The organism is Peribacillus glennii (assembly GCF_003429105.1).
Lineage (GTDB): Bacteria > Bacillota > Bacilli > Bacillales > DSM-1321 > Peribacillus > Peribacillus glennii.
In genome coordinates this window covers 1-22,192 of the sequence record NZ_QVTD01000001.1, presented here as the reverse complement: position 1 = coordinate 22,192, position 22,192 = coordinate 1, and the positions used below count along the sequence as shown (strand labels likewise).

Here is a 22,192-nt window from a genome sequence, read left to right as displayed (position 1 = left end):
CTATTTTTAATTTTCAATCAATAATTTACGACAGATTGCAACAGCAATAGACAGCGGGGCTATGTTTGAAAAAAGGCATAAAAAAATACAGATATTGTATCTGCATTGGTGGTGTGGTATTATTAACAGGATTTTAAAGTTATTTTTAATTTAGGATATGACTATCTATAATATATTATATAGTGAAATATATTTGTTGTCAACAGGAAACGCAACCCTTCGATAAATTTTTTCTATTTTCAGCTATACATGTAACGCTACTAAAAAGTTTTATAAGGAGAGATTGTATGAGCGAGCGGGATGTGGGGATGGCAGGGGAACAAAAACGGGTACATCAGGTTACGGCCAAGATTGCGACAGAAACAGCCGTATTACAAAAGGCAATCGGCGGGGCAGGTGGCGAAATCACTTCTATCAGAAAGCACTTTTGGGAGGATGTGACGGTAAACCTCGACAATGACGACGAAATCATAGAAACTTATACGAGCATCAAGCAGCAATCAGAGCTTTTGAATGAGAAGGAGCGAAGGCATCGTCATTCCCAAAATCAGCTGCGAATTCTTGAAAGGTTACAAAGGTCTCCGTATTTCGGCAGGATCGACTTTACCGAGCAGGGAGAACAAGAAGCGGAAAGCATTTATATCGGGATCGCATCTTTTTATGATGAAGAAACACAAAACTTCCTGGTGCATGATTGGCGGGCCCCGATTTCAAGCGTTTATTATGATTATTCGCTAGGACCTGCAGAATATCAGGCCCCATATGGCAAGATTACCGGGTCGCTGGAATTAAAGAGGCAATATATCATCCGGAACGGGATATTAATAAGCGTGTTTGACACCGGGGTTACAATTGGCGACGAACTGCTTCAAGAGGTACTGGGGGGCCAGGCTGACTCCCAGATGAAAAGCATAGTGGCCACGATCCAACAGGAACAAAATCTCATCATACGAAATGAGAGAAACCGCTTGCTCGTTGTCCAGGGTGCTGCCGGAAGCGGGAAAACTTCCGCGGCGCTCCAGCGTGTGGCCTACCTTTTGTATAGGTATCGGGAGCGGCTTACTGCCGATCACATTTTATTGCTCTCTCCTAATCCGCTATTTAACAGCTACGTTTCCAATGTCCTGCCCGAGCTTGGGGAGGAAAATATGCAGCAAAGCACCTTTCAGCAATACATTGAGAAAATGCTTGATGATGATTTTGAAATGGAAGATGCCTTTGCGCAATTGGAATATGTTTTGACTTCTATAATCAACCCAGGATATCAAACAAGGCTAACGGGGATAGCTTTCAAATCTTCGCTTGACTTCCTTGAAATGATTGAAGGATACTCGCGGGAACTAATGCAAGCCGGACTCATCTTTAAAGATATTAAGTTCCGGGGGAAGATATTGATTTCCTCCCAGTCCATCCATAGCTATTTTTATAGTTTCAGCCATACCCTGCCAATCCCGAACAGGCTTTTGCTCGTTTCCGAATGGCTTAGCAAGGAACTCAGGCGATTTGAGAAAAAAGAGTTGAAGAAATCCTGGGTAGAAGAAGAGTTGCAATACTTAAGCAAAGAAGATTATTTGAAAAGCTATCAGAAAGTAGATAAACACAAAGCAGGAAACCGGGATACTTTCGATGATTTTGAAAAGGAGCAGCAAGTGTTGGCGGCCTCAGTTGTAAAAAGGCGGTTCCGCCCGCTTTTTAAAAGGGTAAAGGAATTTGCCTTTCTTGATGCCGCTGGAATGTATCGAAAACTTTTTGAAGGGAAAGGGCCTGCGGGCCATGAAGAGGATTGGGGGCAAATCTGCACCGATACGGTGGCAAAGCTTGAATCCGGAGAACTATATTATGAGGATGCCACCCCTTATTTATTTTTCAAAGAGAAATTAATGGGTCTTAAAACCAATACCTTAATCCGCCACGTTTTCATTGATGAAGCCCAGGATTACTCGCCGTTCCAGTTTGCGTTCATACAGAGACTGTTCCCGAGAAGCAAAATGACTGTACTGGGGGATTTTAACCAAACTATCTTTGCTCATGGCAATGAAGAGGGGCTCGGTGTGTTGACGTCATTATATGAAGAGGAGGAAATAGCAACGATCATCCTGACAAGAAGCTACCGTTCGACTTTTGAAATTGTGGAATTCACCCGGGAGCTCCTCCTCCACGGGGGGGAGGAAATACAGCCTTTTAATAGGAGAGGAAATAAGCCTGTTGTCGTAGAAATTAAGGAAGAGGGTGAAGTCACTGATTGCCTGGTTACGGTCATCACTGATATGCAGTCGCTCGGCCATCAAACCATCGCGGTAATCTGCAAGACCGCTGCTGAAAGCAAGGATGCGTATTCACACTTAAAAGGCCGGTTGCCGGTAAAACTCATTGGGACAGGGAAAACGGATTACGAAGCAGGAATAGTTATTATTCCTTGCTATTTGGCGAAGGGGATTGAATTTGATGCCGTTATCATTTATGACGGATCACGGGAAAGCTACCATAGGGAAAGTGAACGGAGGCTTTTTTATACAGCTTGTACGAGGGCAATGCATGAGCTTTATATATGCAGTCCTGGCGAATTCACTCCGTTTGTTCAAGGGGTATCAGCTGATTTGTATGTGAGAAAACTCTGGAGTTTAGACGATTATCATAACTAATCATGAATTCCGTAAGTGAACATCGCCATAAAATCGTAAATCGCAGCTATATCGGAAGTTATGAAACAATCCCTGAAATTCCACGAAAAAAACATAATATTACGCAACGAAACCAGTACCTTCTCCACAAAAAAACAGAGGCGGTCTCATAAGTTGATTTTCCGACTATGAGACCGCCTTTTCATTGCTTAAAAACGTTCATTCATCCACATTTGTGAATTTGATTTCAGGCTATGGAGAACCTCTTCTTTTGTTATAAATCTGCTGTCTGTTTGAGGAGTTCCTGAAAGTCATTTATGGCTAGCGGTTTGCTGAATAGAAATCCTTGCCCCTCGCTGCACTTGAGGTTTTGAAGGTATTGCAGCTGCTGTTGGTCTTCAATTCCCTCTGCGACTACTTCGAGCTTCAAGTACTCGGCCATCGAAAGGATTAACGAAACAATCGCCTGGCTGTCTTCATTGTCAGACAGGTCCATGATGAAAGAACGGTCTATCTTTAGTTTATCGATGGGCAGCCTCTTTATATAGCTGAGTGAACTGTAGCCAGTGCCAAAGTCATCCATGCTTATTTTTAGGCCGAGGTCCCGCAGTTCATGCAGCCTCGTAATGACCGCCGGATTTTGATCCATCATGATGCTTTCCGTAATTTCAATTTCCACCAAATTTGGATCGAGTTCATATTCGTGCAGTAAAGCCTTGAATTTGGCGACGATATTTTCCTGGTAAAAATGGCGCTGCGACAGGTTAATCGCTGCCGGTAATGCTTTTGAACGCCCGCTGTTCCATGACTTTAGCTGCCGGAGAACCTTTTCGATAACGATATCCTCGATTTCAATGATCAACCCGTTTTCTTCCGCGATGGGGATGAACTCGTTTGGGCCTATAATGCCGATTTTCGGATGAATCCACCGGACCAGTGCCTCTGCCCCCGAAATTTCACCGGAGGTCAGCGTTACCTTTGGCTGGTAATAGACATCGAACTCTTTTCTTATGATGGCATTCCTCAGCTCGTTGCCTACGATATATTTTCGCCTTGTGCTTTGCGCAAGTTCGTCGGAAAACATTTTGTAGTTGTTTTTGCCATTTTCCTTTGCATGGTACATAGCGGTATCGGCACTTTTTAGAATGCTTTCCTGATTATTGCCATGCCGTGGATAAATGGCCGCGCCCACGCTTGCCGTGAGAAAGTACTCATGCTTATCAATAATAAACGGCTTTCTGATATTCTCGACTATACTGGCTGCAATTTTGCCAATTTGATCATTTGAGGTCATTCCGGGGAGAAGGAGGCTGAATTCATCCCCGCCCATCCTCGCCAGGAACGCACCTTCAGGTAAACAGGGCTTAATCCTTAAGACCGCTTCCTTCAATGCTTCATCGCCATATGAATGGCCGAAAAGGTCGTTCAATTCTTTAAATTTATCCAAATCGATATATAACACGGCAAATGTATCACCCTGTTCCTTATAGGCCGTCTCCAAGGAACTGATTTTTTCGAAGAAAGCCCGGCGTGTAGGCAAACCTGTCAGTTCATCGTGGTAGGCGAGATAGGTGATTTTTTTCTCATTTGCCTTTGCTTCGGTGATATCCTGGACGATTCCATATACACCTGTGATTTGTTCGTTGCTCCACATTGGTATCGAAGTAACGCGTGTTTCATATATGTAATTCCTGGAACTTATTCCGGAAATCTCAAAGTGGTTGGCATTCCCCTTGAACGAATCCACAATATACTCCATTGCTCTTTTGGTATCTTTTTCTGCGACAAAATTCAATATACTGCTTCCAATGATTGATTCCTTTGGAAGCCTTGCCCAGGAAATAAATTCATGGTTGGCATTAAGGAAGCTTCCATCCTTCCCAAGCAAAAATACAGGATTCGGATGGTGGTTAAATAGGGCTTCATAATTATGGATATGTTCTTCCATGCGTTTTTCCTGCTCGACAATTTGCTTTTCCCTCAATAAATCGGGAAGCAAGAACAATAAAATCATAATCAATAGCTGGAAGCTAAAAGGAATGAATGTAATGCCGCTTACATCATTTTCAAACAATGCCGGTAAGTCCGTGATGGAAAAAATCATCACATAGGGAAGTCCGGCCAGAGCAATTCCAATAGTTACGGAGCCTGCCAGCTTCCATATTAAAGCAAGCCTGTTCCGTCCTTCGAGTGAGAACTGAATGACGAACCTCACCCCTGCCATGGTGACTCCAGTAATAAACAGAAGTGCCATAGCGAGCTGGAAAATCTTCAGGGATATCAAATCTGTAAAGTGATAATACGCCAGGGCGAAATCAACAAGAGCAATCATGATAATGACAGCTAGTATGAGGGGAAGGAATTTTCCGTCTCTGCTATGCTGACTTTTTTTTATCCATTTAAGAACAAAGAAAGAAGCAAAGAAGCCAGCGAGGAACAAGAACGGTAAATAAGCAGCAATGTTTTGTAAAGTGGCAGGCGATCCGAAAGACAACGGTACAAATATCTGTGTCATCCAGAAGGATATCCCGATTCCGACTGAGCGAATTAAAAGTTCACTGGTTTTTGCCAGACCCCGTTTGTCGAACAAACATAAATAACTTGTAAGGATGGAGAAGAGGACAGCAGCAATAATATAGTAAATGTTTATGTGAATGACCTCCCGGCTCTGCAGAGAATGATAAAAGAGAGAAACATAGCGACTATCTGTTTTCCATGGTGATTATATGAGAAAGTAAGACTATTGTACCAGAAGATACTATGTTTTTGGAAAATATTTCTGAGTTTCAAACTTTTTTCAAGTAGTAGAAATGTGGAATAATAGGTAAAATAGGTAAGAGTTTCATTTTTGCAGATTTGTACTGGGGAGGATTATATGGTTACCAAACATAAAACGGTTTCGGAACGGAAGCTGCTGGGCATTGCCGGCATGGGCTGGATGTTTGATGCTATGGATGTGGGTATGCTCTCATTCATAGTGGTTGCACTGTCTCAGGAGTGGGGACTGTCATCGAGGGAAGTCGGATGGATTGGAAGCATGAATTCTATCGGAATGGCGGCCGGTGCATTTTTGTTTGGCATTATGGCTGACCGTATCGGGAGAAAAGCTGTTTTCATCATTACGCTTTTGTTATTTTCGGTTGGAAGCGGCCTGTCAGCATTAGTTTCATCCCTGGCACTTTTTTTAATTTTGAGGTTCTTTATCGGGATGGGGCTTGGCGGGGAGCTGCCGGTCGCCTCAACCCTTGTTTCAGAGAGTGTCCCGGCCGAGAGAAGGGGGCGAGTTGTGGTGCTCCTTGAGAGTTTCTGGGCAGGGGGCTGGCTGATAGCCGCTTTGATCTCTTATTTCGTCATTCCCGAGTATGGCTGGAGGATTGCACTTTTATTGAGTGCTTTACCGGCTGTTTATGCCCTTTATATCCGCATGAATTTACCGGATTCACCGCGATATGTTTCCCGGCAAAATGAAAAGAAACCTTCTATATGGCAAAATATTAAGAGTGTAATGGCAAAAGAGCATTTGCGCCAAACCATTACACTGTGGGTACTATGGTTTTGTGTTGTTTTTTCTTATTATGGAATGTTTTTGTGGCTTCCAAGTGTGATGACATTAAAGGGTTTCAGCATGATCAAAAGCTTTCAATATGTGTTGATCATGACACTTGCGCAGCTTCCGGGATATTTCACCGCTGCCTGGTTTATTGAAAAGATTGGCAGGAAATTCGTGCTGGTCACTTATTTGACAGGTACCGCCGTGAGCGCCTATTTTTTCGGTACGGCAGAGGAGTTGCCTTTCTTGATGACTTCCGGCATCTTTCTATCATTTTTCAATCTTGGTGCGTGGGGCGCGTTATATGCGTATACACCGGAGCAGTATCCGACTTCAATACGAGGGACAGGCGCGGGAATGGCCGCCGCCATCGGGCGGATTGGCGGGATACTTGGACCGTTGCTGGTCGGTTACATGGTTGCGCAAAAGTATTCAATGACAACCATTTTTACCATTTTTACGATTTCCGTACTGATCGGGGCGCTTGTTGTCGGATTATTTGGGAAAGAAACAAAAAATACCGAGCTTGCTGGATGAAAGAAGAACGGCAGTCCCTGCGAGGGGCTGCCGTTTTTTTAGCTTAAAGTTATACAATATATTAATGGCATTTGAAAATAAATGGCCATACGTAGTGGAAAACACCCCATTTCAGGGCCTCCTGGATCCGGCACCCGACCGGAATCAGAGCGAACGATTGTCATTGCCGTTTCCATGGATTTTCCCCTCCAAATAAGTGTTTTTTAAAAAGATTTTTAATAATATGTAGGCAATGGCAGCACCCGTGAAGGAACTTAGCACGAAAGCAGGGAGGAAGCCAAAGAGGGCAACCTTTTTTCCCAGGAACAAAAGCGCGATCGGATAACAAGCGAGTGCCCCGATGATCCCGGTGCCAATAACTTCACCCAGGCAGGCAAGTGTAATCTTTTTCGTCTTCTTAAAAAACCAGGCTGCACACAAAGCACCAATCATGCTTCCGGGAAATGCAAATATTGAACCTGTCCCCGCCATGTTCCTTAACACCGATACAGTAAAGGCCTGGGCAACGGCATAAGCAGGGCCCAGCATAACAGCCGTCAGTACATTGGCTAAATGCTGAATCGGGAAAATTTTCGCGGCTCCGGCCGGGATAAATACAAAGGAACTGGTAATTGCTGTAAGGGCAGTAATCATGGCTGTCATAGAAATTTTACGTATGCTATCCATTTGCCATCCCCTCCTAAACAGGCCAGCTATCCTGGCGCCAGACGGATTCCCAGAACAAAAATTCAAAACGTGAAGTGGTCAAAAAGTGTTTTTCGAGTTTAGCAAGACTTGCTTCTGGCATCCCATCCGTAAGCTCATCCATAAGCCCAATGAGCCACTCTGACATAGAAATAAATTCATCGGAAGCATAAGTCTGAATCCACCTGTTGTAACGGTTTAAAGAAAGATTTTCTCCATTTTGTGCGTTTAGAAGCAGGCCGATTTCACGGTAATCCCAGGCACAGGGCAGGAGGCAGGCAACGAGTTCTGCGAGAGTGCCCCCATAGGCCGCATTTAGCATATATCCTGAATATGCGAGATTGACGGGCGTTGGCTCAGTCAGCTCCAATTCCCTTCTTGATATTCCGAATTCGGCTGCGTACGTGCGGTGCAGTTCCATTTCAAAATGAAGTGTTTCATGCAGAATATGGGCGAATCTTTCCATCGTTTCCAAGGTAGGGGCCTTTGCCGCCCCCAAAGCGAAAAGCTTGGCATATTCGATCAGGTACACATAATCCTGCTTCATATAGAAAGCAAAAATATTTTCGGGCAGGGTGCCGTCTCCGATGCCCTGGACAAAGGGGTGCAGATGGTTTTTCTCCCAAATGGGCTTTGCGGATTGAAATAGTCTTTCTGAAAAGCTTTTTGTTTTTGACAGTTCCATATGAAACCTCCTAAAAAATGATAGTGGCAGGCAAAAGAAAACGCCACTCCCCGTGACAGGAAGCGGCCCCTGACAATACACAATTTTGTATCATCCTCTTCGAGCCTGCTTCCCTCCGCTGGAATGATCCAGATCAGGTACAAAGGGTTTAACCATCGATTTCTCAGCCAAATGGCTCCCCCAGCAGTGAAATTATGAAATTGGCAAAAAAATAAAACCCCGCTCCCTAAGAAGGGAAGCGGGGTGCGATGAATAAAATGATCCAATCGATAAGCCACTTTCCTCCGCCGGCATGACCCGGTTCAGGTACAAAGGGTTTAGAACAAAGTTCAATCTCAGCCCATTGAAGGCTCCCCCAGTGTTAAAAAAATATGTAATTATTGACATCATAACATGAAGCGATGAAAAATCAACCTTATTTCACATTTTGGTACAAAAACCCTTTATATTGGGATCCAAGGTTCTTATACGTATATAAAAAAACGAGTCTTTTTATATGCTATATTCCAGATTGTCAAAAAAAGTTCAAAATTATATAGGTAATAAGACTTGTTAATCCGGCGTTATCCTATTAAAATCATTGTAAATATATAGAAGGATAGAAAGGGATTGGGAGAATGATTGTGGATGAGCCAAAGGGAATTGAAATAGAACAAAAACGAGAAGAAATGATCAACCTGGCCCATGCTTTTGGCTATTCAAACCCGGATACTGTAAAGGCAAGCCAGGAATTGGATAAATTAATGAACACATTTTTATTGGAAAAACGAACTTATTCCAGCATTTGCTGATTTATGCGGCTAGATCATAATTTTTATACTTCATACCAAAAGGGCTGTCCTGTTTGATGCAGGGCGCCTTTTTCTTTCTTTAGCAAATGTGTAGCCCCGTTTTTCGCTGTTAATGAACCGATATGTTAGTTTTCGCCATAATTGGGTAAAAGGAAGTAGACTTTATTATATCTGAATAATTATGAAGGAGTTTATCATGAAGAAATTATCGATTGTATTGATTGTTTTTATAATAGCATCGGTCACTTGGTTTTCTTTTCAGTCAAAAGCCAGAAACGATGACCCGGTTATCATGGCATTCGGCGATTCACTGACGTACGGATACGGAGATAAAAAAGGGGAAGGATATGTCGATGGCTTGGAGAGAGCGCTGAACGAACCAGGAAGCATAGACAAATTCAGAATCTGGAACTATGGAATCACCGGGCAGGAAACAGAGGGTGTTTTAAAACAACTGGGGGATGCCCGTATCGAAAGCAAGCTGGATAAGGCCGATTATTTTATCTTGTTTATCGGCACAAACGATTTGATCAACAGCAACGGCGGCAATGTAAAAAATGTGAATGATGAACAAATAAATGCCGAAAAGGCTGGATATCTAAAAAACGTGAAAACCATTTTGGATAAACTTGGTAGAGAAAACAAGAGGGCTCCAATATTGGTGCTGGGGCTTTACAACCCTGTCCCGGACAATGGACAACTCGAAAAACATATAGATGAGTGGGATCGGGAGATTAAGGATATCGTTAAAAGTGAGCAGCAGGCCACATTCATTCCAACCAATGATCTTTTCAAAAACAAAAACAAGAAAATCTATTTTAGTGACACCCTCCATCCAAACGAAAAAGGATATCAATTAATAACGGAACGAATAGTGGAACGATACCAATTTGTAAGATAAGGTTTTATAAAGAAAAATAGAATGTTGCCTGGACCTGTTATAAGGTACGGGCTTTTTTTGGGGGAGGTAAGAAAGTATAGAACTTTCTTGTCTGTATACGTACTGCTGGCCTTAGTCTTCGCCTTTACAAAAGGTCCCCGATCAGCGAGTAGGATACCACAGAGTTTTATTTATTGTATAGGGTTGGCATGGACAGGTATAATCTACAAATATTAGTATAAAAAACGATAAGGGTTTTTTGGAAGGGGAAAATAGTGGCCGCAAAGTATGCTAGGATCCTGTTGCTGCTTTTCACAGCCATATTGCTTGCTGCATGGCTGTTTAAATATTATGTGTTGCCACCGGATCTAGATGAATTGGAAGTTCCCGATGGCCTGCATCCGATCGTGGCAGAAAAAAGGGATGAGCTGACGGGCAGAGCTGCGAGAGCAGGAATCCCAATTCTGATTACGGCGGGATTCAGATCGATTGATGAACAGAACCAGTTGTATAACCAGGGAAGAACCACTCCTGGAAAAGTCGTGACGAATGCAAAGGGCGGGGAGTCCTTCCACAATTTTGGGCTGGCAATCGACTTTGCTTTGCTGGACAAAAACGGAGAAGCCATTTGGGATATGGAATACGATGGAAACAGGAATGGGAGGAAAGATTGGGACGAGGTCGTGGAAATTGCAAAGGAAATCGGATTTGAATCAGGGGCAGACTGGGAAGGCGAGTTCAAAGATTATCCTCATTTGCAAATGGATTTCGGCCTCACCTTAAGGGAGCTGCAGAGGGGCAAGAAACCGCCCGGAATCGAATAGCAGGAATGTTGCCTTGCCAAATTGTTTGTAATAAAGTGTAGAAGTGAAGAATATTCAGTCGAAGGAGCCAGAAACAACTATGGAAGAAACGAAACACAACAGAGACTCACTAGTCATTAAAACAAGCATCGTCCTCCCTCCCGATACGAATAATCTTGGCACGATGTTCGGGGGCAAATTAATGGCGTATATTGATGACGTGGCAGCGATTTCGGCAATGCGCCATTCAAGAACAAATTGCGTAACGGCGTCAACGGATTCAGTGGATTTTATGCATCCCATATATGAAGGAAATTCTGTTTGCCTTGAGGCATTCGTAACCTATACCGGGCGCACTTCCATGGAGGTTATGGTCAAGGTAATCGCGGAGGATTTGCTTACTGGGGAGCGAAATGTCTGTGCGATATCTTTCTTAACCTTTGTCGCTATTGATAAAGAGGGAAAACCAACACCGGTTCCAAGGCTTGTACCTCAAACAGAGACGGAAAAGAACCTCTTTGAAACAGGGAAACTAAGAGCGGAAATCCGAAAAAAGAGGCGGAAAGATACCGAACAGCTTGCAAAGACTTTTGGCGCGGATTTACCTTGGTGAAGAGCAGAATGCAAACGCGCCTTGGCGAAAAATGCTGGAAGGTGTCCTGAAAAAGGACACCTTCCAGCATTTAATCACGGCTTGATAATATGCCAAAAAACCGCAGAATGTTCACAAACAAGTTAATGAAATCAAGATACAGGCTAAGGGCCATAAGCGGCACTTCTTCTGCACTCACTCCGTAACGCTTCATCCGATTGATGTCATACAAGACATACCCGCTAAAAACGAGGATCCCTATGAATGAATATGCCAGCATCGCTGTAGAGCTTAGCGGTACAAAGATATTGAAAACCCCGATTACGATTAATGCTAATAGCGCAGCCATCAGCATGCCGCCAAGAAAGGAAAAATCCCTCTTCGTTGTCCCTGCATAAAGAGCCAATCCCCCGAAAACCGCGGTAGTTGTCACCCCCGCAAGCAGCACGATTTCCGTGCCGGCAGCTGCTGCATAATGGGAAACGATCGGATAGGTGGTAACGCCCGAGATAAATGTAAAGGTGTAAAGAAATGTATAACCGATCGCTTTTCTTCTTCGCAGCATGAATGCCCCGATTAACATAATCAGCTCGAGAATAGCCAGAGGCAGGAACAACGCAGGCGGGACGTACATCCCCACAGCCATGCCAAGCACCGACACTGCCAGTGAAAGGGCAAACGTCCTTAAAACCGACGGCATATAATTTTGTGCCGCTTGAGAGTACATAAAATCACCTCATAATAAGTCTATACACAAGTTATACGTACGAACGGGCAGTAAGTTTCATGATTTTTTTTCCCCTTCTTTGATTATCAAGATTTAGGAGATGAGGATTGGGAATCAGGCACGTAATATGCCTTCTTTGGGGCTATGAAGGAATCCCAGTATCAGGCAGGAAATCACCTTCATCAGGTAATAATCTTGTATTAGGAATACACGGTATTCAGCTATGGGCATTTTTCGTTACTCTTGTTTATGGGCAGCTGGCTTACATTGTTAAAAAAAGGGTAAATAGAACGTGTAATCTATTCAAACAAAAGGAGGAAATGCCATGAATTTTGCAGATTGGTATGCCAAAAGGGAACCCCGTTATAAAGAGTGGAGAAACCGCTGGAAAAGCAAAGTGAACATGGAAAATGCCCTCTTGTATGCAGTGCCTGCTTTGGTAATGGCCATAGCCCCTATTGCTTCAACCTTAAGGTGAAAAATATATGGATGAAAAAAGCCGTTTACCAATGAACGGCTTTTTTTATGGGTAAAATATGCAGGAGGAACTAAAACCTGTAATGATGATTATACCTTTACCTAACAAACAAGCCAGTGAAGGTTTATAATTGTAAGGGAATAAGGAGGGAAATGATATTGTCAATAGTTAATGAAAAAGAAATGGTTTCATACATAACTGATTTGGTCTCCATACCAAGCCCATCCGGTTATACGGAGGCCGCGATTTCATATGTTGCCGGCTTTATGGAAGACAAAGGGGTTTCTTATCAGATTACGAACAAAGGCGCATTGCTCGCTTCCATAAAAGGGCAGGACGAAAGCAAGCACAGGCTGCTGACGGCCCATGTCGATACCCTTGGGGCGATGGTAAAAGAAATTAAAAGCAATGGCCGTCTCCGCTTGACGATGATTGGCGGTTTTAAATGGAATTCGGTCGAGGGGGAATATTGTAAGATCCATACGGCAACAGGCAAGGAATATACGGGGACCATTTTGATTAACCAGACATCGGTCCATGTGTACAAAAACGCCGGGGAAGCAAAACGCGATGAGACAACGATAGAAGTAAGGATAGACGAGCCGGTAAAATCAAAAGAAGAGACGGGCGCTCTCGGTATATCAGTCGGCGATTTTGTCTCATTTGAACCCCGGATAGAACAAACAGAAAGCGGATTCTTGAAATCTAGGCACCTGGATGATAAAGCGAGCGTGGGCATTTTGCTTCATTTAGTGGATTTGATTCAAAAAGGGAGCATTGCTTTGCGTTATACAACCCATTTCCTTATCTCGAATAATGAAGAGATCGGATATGGGGGAAATTCCAATATTCCGGATCAAACGGTTGAATATCTAGCGGTCGATATGGGAGCCATCGGTGAGGGGCAAGCGACTGATGAATACAGTGTTTCTATTTGTGCCAAGGATTCTTCAGGCCCTTACAACTATAAATTACGGCAACATCTGGTGAACCTTGCCAAGGAAAACAGAGTCGATTACCGTGTCGACATCTATCCTTACTACGGTTCTGATGCATCTGCCGCGATCCGTGCCGGACATGATGTGGTCCATGGTCTGGTCGGTCCCGGCATCGATGCATCGCATGCCTTTGAACGGACGCATATTTCTTCGTTGCGCCATACCGCAAATCTGCTCGTCCATTATCTTCAGTCAGAGCTTGTTTAAAACAATGAAAGCCTGCTGTCCACCGGACAGCAGGCTTTTCACCATTTCTATTTTTTCGGAGGATCATTTTTGTCAGGGTCGCGTTGAGGGCTAATGTCTTGTTTCCGTTCCTTTTTCTCATTTTGTTCCACAGAATTGTTTTCAATGCGTTTCTTTTTTTCTGACATGTTAGATTCCTCCTTTAATGCGTATACTATTCCATTCCCGTTCCTTCCGGCAAAAAAACATCCAGTATCATTTTACTAGGAAATCTAAATATAGTAACTTTTTTCCTTTGCTAATGGTTATAATGATGGTATATCGCTAAAAAAAGTGGGGGGTTACTATGCTGCAATCACCAATCAAGCTGTTTCGTATTATGGGTGTCATTGAAGGCGGTTCGCTCCTTGTATTACTCGCTGTCGCCATGCCTCTGAAATATATGATGGATATGCCGATGGCAGTCAGGATTGTAGGCTCGCTCCATGGATTCTTCTTCATCATGTACATCCTGGCCATAGGGTATACTGCCTTTAGGGTACGCTGGTTTTGGAAGTGGGTTTTCGGGGCGGTGGCCGTTGCGTTCATTCCTTTTGGAAACTTCGTACTGGATTCGAAACTTCAGCGAAAGCTTAATAAGAAGTAGGAGCGGCCTGCGGAGAATCGCGGGTCCTTTTCTTGTAACCATATTTTCTTCTGAACGTCTTCTTCCGGATCATTCCTCATAAAATTAATAAACAACCATCCAAATAAAGGTATTCCGGCGTAATGAAAGTCGAAAATATGAATGTTTAACATACCATTAATACATAATACAAAGTATGTATTTTTAAATGAGGCTGAATCAGGAAGCAAAGGGGTCAAACCCAAGACTCCAACTCCAGTTCTGAAGCTTAATTTATGATGTAATTGAAGACTTCTGGGTTCAGGGCCCCTGATTGGTCATCCTCAATCTCTTAAGCAAAGGTGAGAAATTCATGAAACCTGGTGAATTATTGATTATAGGCGGAGCGGAAGAGAAATTTCATGGCGGAGAGGTTTTACAAAAGTTCGTCGACCTCGCCGGCCGGCAAAACAGTGGCATTGGAATCCTGCCGACTGCCTCGGAAATTCCTGACGAAGTAAGTTCTGACTACATACAAACCTTTAAACAGCTGGGTGTTGGGCGTGTGGAAGTGATTGATGTAGATTCAAGGGAACGGGCGGAAAATCCGGAAATCCTAGAGCTTGTAGAGTCGCTTTCCGCTGTGTTTATTACAGGCGGTGACCAAAGCAGGCTCTCAAAATTAATCGGCGGTACAAGATTGCACGAAAAGCTGACTGATAAATGGAAAAATGGCATGGTCCTCGCAGGGACAAGTGCCGGGGCATCAATCATGGCCAAGTCAATGATAGTGGCTGCAGACACCAAGCTAAATGATGATAAACTCAATGTTGAATTAGGAACCGGATTCGGCTTTTTGGACCATATCTTGATTGACCAGCATTTTTCACAACGGGCCAGGTTTGACCGGTTATTGAGCGCGATAGCGGAAAACAGGGAAATTATCGGCATCGGTATTGATGAGAATACAGCCATTTTAGTGCATGATAACAAGTTTGAAGTTTATGGGGAACACCAGGTTCTCGTTATCGATGGTAAAAGCAGCGAATTTGTCGATATCAAGATTGGAGAAAATGGGAGCGAAGAGCTCACTATTTCAGGATTTAAGCTGCATGCGCTTACCCGGGGCTACAGTTTTGATCTATCCCGTCGAATCTTAATTCTCAAAAAGGGGAAAACAGAATGAAAATCAACCGTGTAAGGTATTTGAAAGGACCTAACTACTTCGCCTATAAACCGATGATGTTTATTGAAGTAGATATTGAGGATCTTGAGCTTCGGCCATCAGATACAATACCTGGTTTTACTGAAGCCCTTATAGAAACGTTGCCGGGTCTTAAAAAGCATACATGCTCCCTAGGATACGAAGGCGGATTTATTGAACGCCTGAAACGAGGGACTTGGATGGGCCATATCCTGGAACATATGGCAATTGAGCTCCAGCTCGCTGCCGGAATTGACGTAAGGCGCGGCAAGACAATTACGGCCAAAAAGCCTGGAATCTATTATGTGACATACGCATATAAGGAGCAACAATCCGGGCTCTATTCCTTTGAAGCCGCAATGGAAATAGCCGGGCTTCTGTTAAAAGGGGAAAAACATCTCGATTCCCGTCCATACGTCAATAAAGTGGCTGAACTTTATTATAAAAACAAGCTCGGGCCGAGTACCGAGGCAATATATGAAGCAGCAATCCTTTCGAATATCCCGGTGGAAAGAATCGGCGAAGACAGCCTTCTCCGCCTGGGCACAGGATCACGGCAAAAATTCGTTCAGGCTACCATCAGCAGCCAGACATCTAGCCTCGCTGTCGAAAATTCCTGTGATAAACAACTGACAAAAGAAATATTAAAATCATGCAGCCTGCCTGTTCCTGATGGGGAAGTGGTTTCGACGATGGAAGAAATCTTTGCACAGTCGGAAATCATGGGCTTCCCGCTAGTGATCAAGCCTTTGAATGGAAGGCAGGGGCAGGGAGTCATCACAAATATCAAAAATAAAGAGCAACTCTTTAATGTAGTGAGCTGCCTGGACCAGCATGTGGACAAGTATATTTTAGAGAGGCATTATGAAGGGAATGATTACCGGATACTTGTGGTTGATGGCAGGCTTATTGCCGCAAGCCTCCGTGTACCTCCCTTTGTGATTGGTAATGGAGTGGATACCATCCGCGATTTAATTAATGAGGAAAATAAAAATCCTCTTCGAGGGGATGGACATGAAAAAGCAATGTCTAAAATCCCGCTCAACCATACCGTCTCCTGCTATTTGGAAAAACTGGATTTAACCCTCGATTCCATTCCTGACAAGGGAAAAATCATCCAGGTCGTTGGAAATGCCAATCTATCTACAGGCGGCAAGGCGATTGACGTAACAGACCAGGTACATCCAACGATAAGAAAAATAGCCGTGACGGCGGCAAAAGCGATCGGTTTGGATATCGCCGGGATTGATTTTATCTGTAAAGATATTTCTAAGCCTTTTGATAAACATGAAATGGCGATTATCGAAATCAATGCAGCACCAGGAATCCGAATGCACCATTACCCAAGTGAAGGGAAAAGCCGGGATGTAGGCAAGGCGATTCTGGACTACCTTTTTAAAACACGTGAAGAAGCCTCCATTCCAATCATATCCGTGACCGGGACAAACGGTAAAACGACAACAACCCGCCTGGTGAATTATTTCCTTGCAAAAGAAGGCGTAACGGTAGGAATGACGAACTCTGACGGTGTATTCGTGGACAATGTTGCCATAGATCAAGGAGACTGCAGCGGACCGATCAGCGCAAGGAAAATCTTGCACAACCCGACAGTCGATTTTGCTGTATTGGAAACGGCCAGGGGCGGCATCGTCCGGGAAGGGCTTGCTTTCCGGCATTGTGATGTTGGAATCGTAACGAATGTAGCCGAAGACCATTTGGGCCTTGATGGGATCGAAACGTTTGAACAGTTGGTCAAGTTGAAACGCTTGATTCCGGAGGTTGTGATTGAAAATGGGTATTGCGTCCTGAATGCGGATGATGAACATGTGGCAAAAATGGCAGATTATACAAAGGGCGAGGTCATTTTTACGTCGCTTCATCAGAATAACCCTTATATCCAGAAGGCCATTTTTGAAAAGAAGAAAGCCTGGTATGTCGACCATTCTGGCTGGATTGTTTACGCTTCAAACGGGATTTTAGAGTCCGTCCATCCGTGCAATAACTTTCCCATTACAATAGGAGGAGCGGCAAAACACAATATTTCCAATCTGCTCCAAGCCATGGCTGCTGCCCACACACAAGGAGTGCCATTACACGAATTAACAACGAAAGCCCTTGCTTTTATACCGGATGTTGCCCTTTCTAAAGGCAGATTCAACAAAAGGGATATGAAAGGGCGGACGATAATTGTAGACTACGCCCACAATGCATCAGGAATGGAAGCCATTTATGACACCGTCAGCGGCTTCGGAAACAAGCGGGTCATCACCGTATTGGCCGGTCCGGGAGACAGGAAAAATGAGGACATCACTAAAATGGCTTACATTGCCGCTGAGCATACGGATCTATTGGTGATCAAAGAGGATGACGATTTGCGGGACAGACGGCAATATGAACTGGCAAATCTTATCCAAAGGGCCGCAATTGAAAGGAGATTAAAAAAAGAACAAACCCTTATCGTCCTCAACGAACTAGAGGCCTTTAAAAAAGCATGGGAGCTTTCAAAACCAGGAGATCTTCTGCTCTTCTTCTATACAGATTTTGATTATGTAACCAGTTTTTTTCAACTGGTAAGTAAACACCAACATCAATAAGACTTCGGGCCGTTCGACACCTATGTCGGACGGCCTGTGTTATTTTAACGAAAATTGCCAAAACGGCAGTTTTTTTTTGCGTTGTAGGAAGAATGTTCGATTCGTTTTGTTACAAAATTTTCTGTTTTTGCTTTATCCGGGTAGAAGGGGCCCGATTCTTTTCGGTATTTCATATCCCTTTATAACCAAACTGGGAACAAAATCCCTTTTTTATGTGCAAGTGAGGGTGGTTTTAAACGGAGAAAAATGGTGAGCTAGACTTATCGAAAATTTTTTTGAAAATTATAAATAAAATAAACCTACAACAAGATTAATATTAAAACAGATTGAAAAATGGAGAGGAGCGGAAAAATGTGAAGGAAAAAGCTTGGCGCAATGCTAATCTGTCTTGGCATCATTTTTTCATCGTTCACTGGTGCTGCAAATGCCTATTCTGGTGACTCTACAGGGGATAGCAAGGAAGATTTACGTGTTTACATTGAAGGAACCAAAAACGAAATCACCAAGGTCAGGAAACAATTCAAAACGAAAAGGGATTTTGGCGATGAAGGTTTTACGGCAATCGTGAATCCAGAGGAATTAAAAGCGATAAAGAAGAACAGGAAGTTGAAAGTTCAAAAAGTCTCAATCGTAAAAATCGCCCAAACTAATATATTAGACATTGTTTTTCCGGCTGCGGTTCCTTCCTCACGCACCCCTTGGGGAATCAGAGCGATTTATAGCGAACCAGCCATCGCACAAACGACGGGCGGAAAAGGAATTAAAGTTGCCGTTCTTGATACGGGTACATCCAAAACCCATAAAGATTTAGCCTCCAAAATCGAGCAATGCAAAAATTTTACCTCCGTATTTTCTACTATTGTCAATAATTCGTGTACAGACAGAAATGGGCATGGCACCCATGTTTCGGGTACCATCCTGGCAAATGGCGGCTCAGACGGCTCCGGTATTTTCGGAGTAGCCCCGGAAGCGAAATTATGGGCTTACAAGGTACTGGGCGATTCAGGTACTGGGTATTCAGATGATATCGCCGCCGCTATCCGGCATGCTGCCGATCAAGCTGCCAGTACCGGTTCGCGTGTAATCATATCCATGTCTTTAGGATCTTCATCCAAAGATTCGCTCATTGCGGGTGCAGTGGACTATGCTTATAGCAAGGGCGTACTAGTCGTCGCAGCAGCGGGAAATTGAGGATACGAGGCGAATACAATCGGATACCCGGGAGCCTTGAGAAATGCAGTTGCTGTTGCCGCATTAGAAAATATACAGGAAAACGGTACTTATAGGGTTGCTGATTTTTCCTCTCGCGGCAATCCTGAAACTGACGGCGACTATGTGATAGGCGAAAAGGATATCGAAGTATCTGCTCCCGGAGCGAATATTGAATCTACATGGCTGAACAATGGCTATAACACGATAAGCGGGACATCTATGGCCACACCGCATATCTCGGGCCTGGCCGCGAAACTCTGGGCCGCAAATCCATCCCTTACACATACCGGTCTCAGGGCACAACTTCAAGCCAAAGCGAAAGCCTATGATATAAATGGCGGCCATGGGGCATCAACAGGTGATGATTACGCTTCAGGCTATGGCTTCCCGCGCGTCAAATAATCCGTGTGGAATCTCAATTAAAAATTCGAAATTCGCAACCAAATTTATTATTTCGCAACTAAATCCGCAACATTCACCATGCTTCGAAACAAAAAAAAATTTGCAATATGTATAGGCAGCCGGCTCCCTGTTGAAGGTGAGCCGGCGGTTATTTTTCGGTTTCAAAAAAGGGTAAAGGAAAACATATGAATTCCTTAATGATAATCGGCATTTTTGGGAAAACGAAAGATAACAAAAGTCGAATATTACCAAAGGGTGTTGTTGATGAAATTATCACAGCTTATAGCTGCTATTAAGGAAATTGCTGTGCAGATTCCCTCTATTCCTGAAATACATGCAACCGGGATTGAAACGAATTCCCAAAAAATGCAAGAGGGATATATTTTTGTAGCCATTCCGGGCTTTGTCCATGATGGGCACGACTTTATCGGACATGCCATCCAAAGAGGAGCCGCAGCTATCGTGGGCGAAAAAAATGAAAACCTATCTGTCCCCTATATCAGGGTAACCGACAGCAGGGCAGCGGCTGCCAAGCTAGCAGGTGCCTTTTACGAAAATCCGGCCAAAAAGCATAAGCTGATAGGCATAACTGGAACAAACGGTAAAACAACGATTTCTTATATGTTAAGACATATTCTTGCTGAAGCAGGTCTGTCATGTTCCTTGCTTGGAACAGTGGCCTACATCATAAACGGCGAAAATAAAAAGTCCTCCCATACAACTCCAGATGCCATACAGTTACAAAAACTACTGGCAGAAAGTGAGGATGAATATATCATCATGGAAGTGTCCTCACATTCCCTGGACCAATCCAGGGTGGAGGGAATCGAATTCGACCTGGGAATCTTCACTAATTTATGCCATGACCACCTGGATTACCATCATACAATGGAAAACTATTTTCAAATAAAGGCAAGCTTGTTTCTGAAACACTTAAAAAGGGATGGACGGGCGGTAATCAATCAGCTTGATGAATGGGGGGTTAGGCTCACCAATCTTTTACATATGGAACAAAAGAAAATATTCACTGTCGGAAAATCCAGCCATAACAACATGCGGATCGGCCGAATGAATACGTCAGAAAAAAGCATAATCACGCTGAATGAAGATGGTAAAAAACATATCGTACATCTTTCCTTTCCTGGCTTGCATAACGGTTATAATGCAGCACTCGCTTTTGCGGCCGCAAAGCTTATTGGCATTCCGGAAGAAAAAATCATTAGAGCGCTAGAACGCTTTGATGGGGTACCGGGACGATTTGAAATGTACGCCCATCCGGCGGGAGCCACATTTGTCATCGACTACGCCCACACTCAGGATGCAGTTGAATATTGCCTGAATACGGCTAGACATTTTGGTGCAAAGCATATTTCCCATATTTACGGTTTTCGCGGCGGACGTGATCCTTCAAAAAGGAAGCATATCGTAGAAGCATCCGCAGGCATGAGTGATAGCTTTATCCTGACTTTTGATGACTTGAATGGCGTTAATGGAGATTCAATGGCCACCGAACTGGAACAGCTAGCCATTCAGTATGGCAATGGAAAAGGAAAAGTAGTCTCGGACAGGACTGTTGCCATTTCAGAAGCCTGGGAAAACGCACAAGCAGGAGATTGGGTATTCATTACCGGAAAAGGGCCTGAATTATATAAAGAGATGTTTTCGTTTCCAGCCCATTCAGACCGGGAAATGATAGAAACACTTCTTCAGGATAATATCTATTCATTACATGATGCAGGGACAGAGCTCTATTGATGGAAGGGTGAACAATTAATTTGGGGTAAATTCAGTAAATTTGCTGCTGTTAATGTTTGAATTTATTTAATATCGGGGATTGAATACACATACCACCGAAAGGAGAGAAAATGTGATGGAAACAAACAACAATGCAGCAAATCAAGGAAAAGTTGAAGAACAATTGCAATCAATGGGAGAAGGCAAAAAGGATGAGATTCTTTCAAGCTTTGAAACGTTTAAGAGTTATTTAGGTGACAAAGTGGCAAAAGGCGAAAAGTTGGGAATGGGCGAAGAACAGCTTGCAAAAACCGCCCAAAAGGTAGCGGATTATCTTGCCGCTCATGAAGAACCACGAAATCGCGAAGAAAAGTTGTTGCAGGAACTATGGAAAGTCGGCAATGAAGAGGAGCAGCATAAGCTGGCCCATATGCTTGTCAGAATGGTGCAATAAGGAACGGAGCTTGCCGGATGGCAGGCTTTTTTCATTTGTTTCAGAAAATGAGCGTTTATCCTTTTCTGTTATTGACCCCGGTTTGTGGCAGGCACACATGGGTTTCGTCTACATATGTATAATAGGAATTTATTACTCGAGGTGAATGCATATGTACGGATACGGACCAATGTACCCGCAATTTCATATCAATGTAGCAGATGAAGAACAGTTTGAAAACCGTCGTCAGGTGGACGAAGATGATGCTTTTGGTGGGTACGGAAGCCAATCTGGAGGTCCGCAATACGGAGGTCCCCAATATGGAGGCATGCAAGCTGGAGGCCCGCAATACGGAGGTCCCCAATATGGAGGCATGCAAGCTGGAGGCCCACAATACGGAGGTCCCCAATATGGAGGTATGCAAGCTGGAGGCCCGCAATACGGAGGTCCCCAATATGGAGGCATGCAAGCTGGAGG

18 protein-coding genes, 2 pseudogenes and 2 riboswitches are annotated in these 22,192 nt (G+C 43.8%); of the genes and pseudogenes, 15 read left to right on the top strand and 5 right to left on the bottom strand.

The window, feature by feature from the left end:
- The first annotated feature begins 287 nt into the window (after window positions 1–287).
- Complete coding sequence (gene helD, locus D0466_RS00105) at window positions 288–2,642, top strand: RNA polymerase recycling motor HelD (protein WP_117320528.1); 2,355 nt, start codon at window positions 288–290, stop codon at window positions 2,640–2,642.
- 253 nt (window positions 2,643–2,895) lie between these two features.
- Here helD and D0466_RS00100 read toward each other — a convergent pair whose 3' ends face one another.
- Window positions 2,896–5,136, bottom strand: coding sequence for a putative bifunctional diguanylate cyclase/phosphodiesterase (locus tag D0466_RS00100; RefSeq protein ID WP_117320527.1), 2,241 nt, complete (start codon window positions 5,134–5,136; stop codon window positions 2,896–2,898).
- A 360-nt stretch (window positions 5,137–5,496) separates the two neighbouring features.
- Between D0466_RS00100 and D0466_RS00095 the strand changes: the two genes are divergently transcribed.
- On the top strand, window positions 5,497–6,708 hold the full coding sequence (locus D0466_RS00095; RefSeq protein WP_117320526.1) for an MFS transporter: 1,212 nt from the start codon (window positions 5,497–5,499) through the stop codon (window positions 6,706–6,708).
- Window positions 6,709–6,852: 144 nt separating this feature from the next.
- On the opposite strand, the gene thiW is transcribed toward D0466_RS00095, so the two are convergent.
- Together thiW and tenA are read right to left on the bottom strand one after the other, a co-directional pair.
- Window positions 6,853–7,374, bottom strand: coding sequence for an energy coupling factor transporter S component ThiW (gene thiW, locus D0466_RS00090; RefSeq protein ID WP_117320525.1), 522 nt, complete (start codon window positions 7,372–7,374; stop codon window positions 6,853–6,855).
- A gap of 13 nt (window positions 7,375–7,387) precedes the next feature.
- Entirely contained in the window at window positions 7,388–8,077 is a 690-nt protein-coding gene (gene tenA / locus D0466_RS00085; protein ID WP_117320524.1) for a thiaminase II, read from the bottom strand.
- A gap of 93 nt (window positions 8,078–8,170) precedes the next feature.
- A riboswitch (TPP riboswitch) is annotated at window positions 8,171–8,269 on the bottom strand.
- 70 nt (window positions 8,270–8,339) lie between these two features.
- Window positions 8,340–8,444: riboswitch (TPP riboswitch) on the bottom strand.
- Between the two features lie 256 nt (window positions 8,445–8,700).
- Between tenA and D0466_RS00080 the strand changes: the two genes are divergently transcribed.
- The 4 genes from D0466_RS00080 (at window position 8,701) to D0466_RS00065 (ending at window position 11,164) form a co-directional block, all read left to right on the top strand.
- Window positions 8,701–8,868, top strand: coding sequence for an aspartyl-phosphate phosphatase Spo0E family protein (locus tag D0466_RS00080; RefSeq protein ID WP_233522473.1), 168 nt, complete (start codon window positions 8,701–8,703; stop codon window positions 8,866–8,868).
- Window positions 8,869–9,064: 196 nt separating this feature from the next.
- Window positions 9,065–9,769, top strand: a complete 705-nt coding sequence (locus tag D0466_RS00075) for a DUF459 domain-containing protein (protein WP_158555759.1) — start codon at window positions 9,065–9,067, stop codon at window positions 9,767–9,769.
- Window positions 9,770–10,023: 254 nt separating this feature from the next.
- Window positions 10,024–10,572, top strand: a complete 549-nt coding sequence (locus D0466_RS00070; protein WP_407675589.1) for a M15 family metallopeptidase — start codon at window positions 10,024–10,026, stop codon at window positions 10,570–10,572.
- A 79-nt stretch (window positions 10,573–10,651) separates the two neighbouring features.
- The gene (locus D0466_RS00065; RefSeq protein WP_117320520.1) at window positions 10,652–11,164 is read left to right on the top strand and encodes an acyl-CoA thioesterase; all 513 of its coding nucleotides are present in this window, start codon (window positions 10,652–10,654) and stop codon (window positions 11,162–11,164) included.
- A 70-nt stretch (window positions 11,165–11,234) separates the two neighbouring features.
- On the opposite strand, the gene D0466_RS00060 is transcribed toward D0466_RS00065, so the two are convergent.
- Window positions 11,235–11,870, bottom strand: coding sequence for a Bax inhibitor-1/YccA family protein (locus D0466_RS00060; protein ID WP_117320519.1), 636 nt, complete (start codon window positions 11,868–11,870; stop codon window positions 11,235–11,237).
- A gap of 325 nt (window positions 11,871–12,195) precedes the next feature.
- Between D0466_RS00060 and D0466_RS21975 the strand changes: the two genes are divergently transcribed.
- Window positions 12,196–12,348: a hypothetical protein gene (locus tag D0466_RS21975; RefSeq protein WP_158555758.1), complete on the top strand. Its 153-nt coding sequence runs from the start codon at window positions 12,196–12,198 to the stop codon at window positions 12,346–12,348.
- Between the two features lie 182 nt (window positions 12,349–12,530).
- Window positions 12,531–13,553, top strand: a complete 1,023-nt coding sequence (locus tag D0466_RS00050) for a M42 family metallopeptidase (protein WP_117320722.1) — start codon at window positions 12,531–12,533, stop codon at window positions 13,551–13,553.
- A gap of 47 nt (window positions 13,554–13,600) precedes the next feature.
- Here the strand turns inward: D0466_RS00050 and D0466_RS00045 are convergent, their stop codons facing one another.
- Window positions 13,601–13,720 (bottom strand): 3-methyladenine DNA glycosylase, encoded by a 120-nt coding sequence (locus tag D0466_RS00045; protein WP_117320517.1) that lies wholly within the window; start codon window positions 13,718–13,720, stop codon window positions 13,601–13,603.
- Window positions 13,721–13,878: 158 nt separating this feature from the next.
- Here D0466_RS00045 and D0466_RS00040 point away from each other — a divergent pair, with 158 nt between their 5' ends.
- The 7 genes and pseudogenes from D0466_RS00040 to D0466_RS22460 form a co-directional block, all read left to right on the top strand.
- Entirely contained in the window at window positions 13,879–14,178 is a 300-nt protein-coding gene (locus D0466_RS00040) for a DUF3817 domain-containing protein (RefSeq protein ID WP_117320516.1), read from the top strand.
- Between the two features lie 331 nt (window positions 14,179–14,509).
- On the top strand, window positions 14,510–15,322 hold the full coding sequence (locus D0466_RS00030) for a cyanophycinase (protein WP_117320514.1): 813 nt from the start codon (window positions 14,510–14,512) through the stop codon (window positions 15,320–15,322).
- Window positions 15,319–17,934: a cyanophycin synthetase gene (gene cphA / locus D0466_RS00025; RefSeq protein WP_117320513.1), complete on the top strand. Its 2,616-nt coding sequence runs from the start codon at window positions 15,319–15,321 to the stop codon at window positions 17,932–17,934. Before D0466_RS00030 ends, cphA begins: the two co-directional genes overlap by 4 nt.
- A 375-nt stretch (window positions 17,935–18,309) precedes the next feature.
- Window positions 18,310–19,548 (top strand): annotated as a pseudogene (locus D0466_RS00020) (S8 family peptidase).
- 264 nt (window positions 19,549–19,812) lie between these two features.
- Window positions 19,813–21,303: a UDP-N-acetylmuramoyl-L-alanyl-D-glutamate--2,6-diaminopimelate ligase gene (locus tag D0466_RS00015; protein WP_117320512.1), complete on the top strand. Its 1,491-nt coding sequence runs from the start codon at window positions 19,813–19,815 to the stop codon at window positions 21,301–21,303.
- A gap of 115 nt (window positions 21,304–21,418) precedes the next feature.
- On the top strand, window positions 21,419–21,736 hold the full coding sequence (locus tag D0466_RS00010) for a DUF3243 domain-containing protein (RefSeq protein ID WP_117320511.1): 318 nt from the start codon (window positions 21,419–21,421) through the stop codon (window positions 21,734–21,736).
- Between the two features lie 151 nt (window positions 21,737–21,887).
- Window positions 21,888–22,192 (top strand): annotated as a pseudogene (locus tag D0466_RS22460) (hypothetical protein); the annotation flags it as partial.

Excerpts from the sequence above, each read along its gene's own strand:
- D0466_RS21975 (WP_158555758.1), top strand. The coding sequence starts at position 12,196 with ATGAATTTTGCAGATTGGTATGCCAAAAGGGAACCCCGTTATAAAGAG.
- D0466_RS00040 (WP_117320516.1), top strand. The coding sequence starts at position 13,879 with ATGCTGCAATCACCAATCAAGCTGTTTCGTATTATGGGTGTCATTGAA.
- D0466_RS00030 (WP_117320514.1), top strand. The coding sequence starts at position 14,510 with ATGAAACCTGGTGAATTATTGATTATAGGCGGAGCGGAAGAGAAATTT.
- D0466_RS00075 (WP_158555759.1), top strand. The coding sequence starts at position 9,065 with ATGAAGAAATTATCGATTGTATTGATTGTTTTTATAATAGCATCGGTC.
- D0466_RS00060 (WP_117320519.1), bottom strand. The coding sequence starts at position 11,870 with ATGTACTCTCAAGCGGCACAAAATTATATGCCGTCGGTTTTAAGGACG.
- helD (WP_117320528.1), top strand. The coding sequence starts at position 288 with ATGAGCGAGCGGGATGTGGGGATGGCAGGGGAACAAAAACGGGTACAT.
- D0466_RS00050 (WP_117320722.1), top strand. The coding sequence starts at position 12,531 with ATGGTTTCATACATAACTGATTTGGTCTCCATACCAAGCCCATCCGGT.
- tenA (WP_117320524.1), bottom strand. The coding sequence starts at position 8,077 with ATGGAACTGTCAAAAACAAAAAGCTTTTCAGAAAGACTATTTCAATCC.
- D0466_RS00015 (WP_117320512.1), top strand. The coding sequence starts at position 19,813 with ATGAAATTATCACAGCTTATAGCTGCTATTAAGGAAATTGCTGTGCAG.
- D0466_RS00010 (WP_117320511.1), top strand. The coding sequence starts at position 21,419 with ATGGAAACAAACAACAATGCAGCAAATCAAGGAAAAGTTGAAGAACAA.
- thiW (WP_117320525.1), bottom strand. The coding sequence starts at position 7,374 with ATGGATAGCATACGTAAAATTTCTATGACAGCCATGATTACTGCCCTT.
- D0466_RS00095 (WP_117320526.1), top strand. The coding sequence starts at position 5,497 with ATGGTTACCAAACATAAAACGGTTTCGGAACGGAAGCTGCTGGGCATT.
- cphA (WP_117320513.1), top strand. The coding sequence starts at position 15,319 with ATGAAAATCAACCGTGTAAGGTATTTGAAAGGACCTAACTACTTCGCC.
- D0466_RS00100 (WP_117320527.1), bottom strand. The coding sequence starts at position 5,136 with ATGACACAGATATTTGTACCGTTGTCTTTCGGATCGCCTGCCACTTTA.
- D0466_RS00045 (WP_117320517.1), bottom strand. The coding sequence starts at position 13,720 with ATGTCAGAAAAAAAGAAACGCATTGAAAACAATTCTGTGGAACAAAAT.
- D0466_RS00065 (WP_117320520.1), top strand. The coding sequence starts at position 10,652 with ATGGAAGAAACGAAACACAACAGAGACTCACTAGTCATTAAAACAAGC.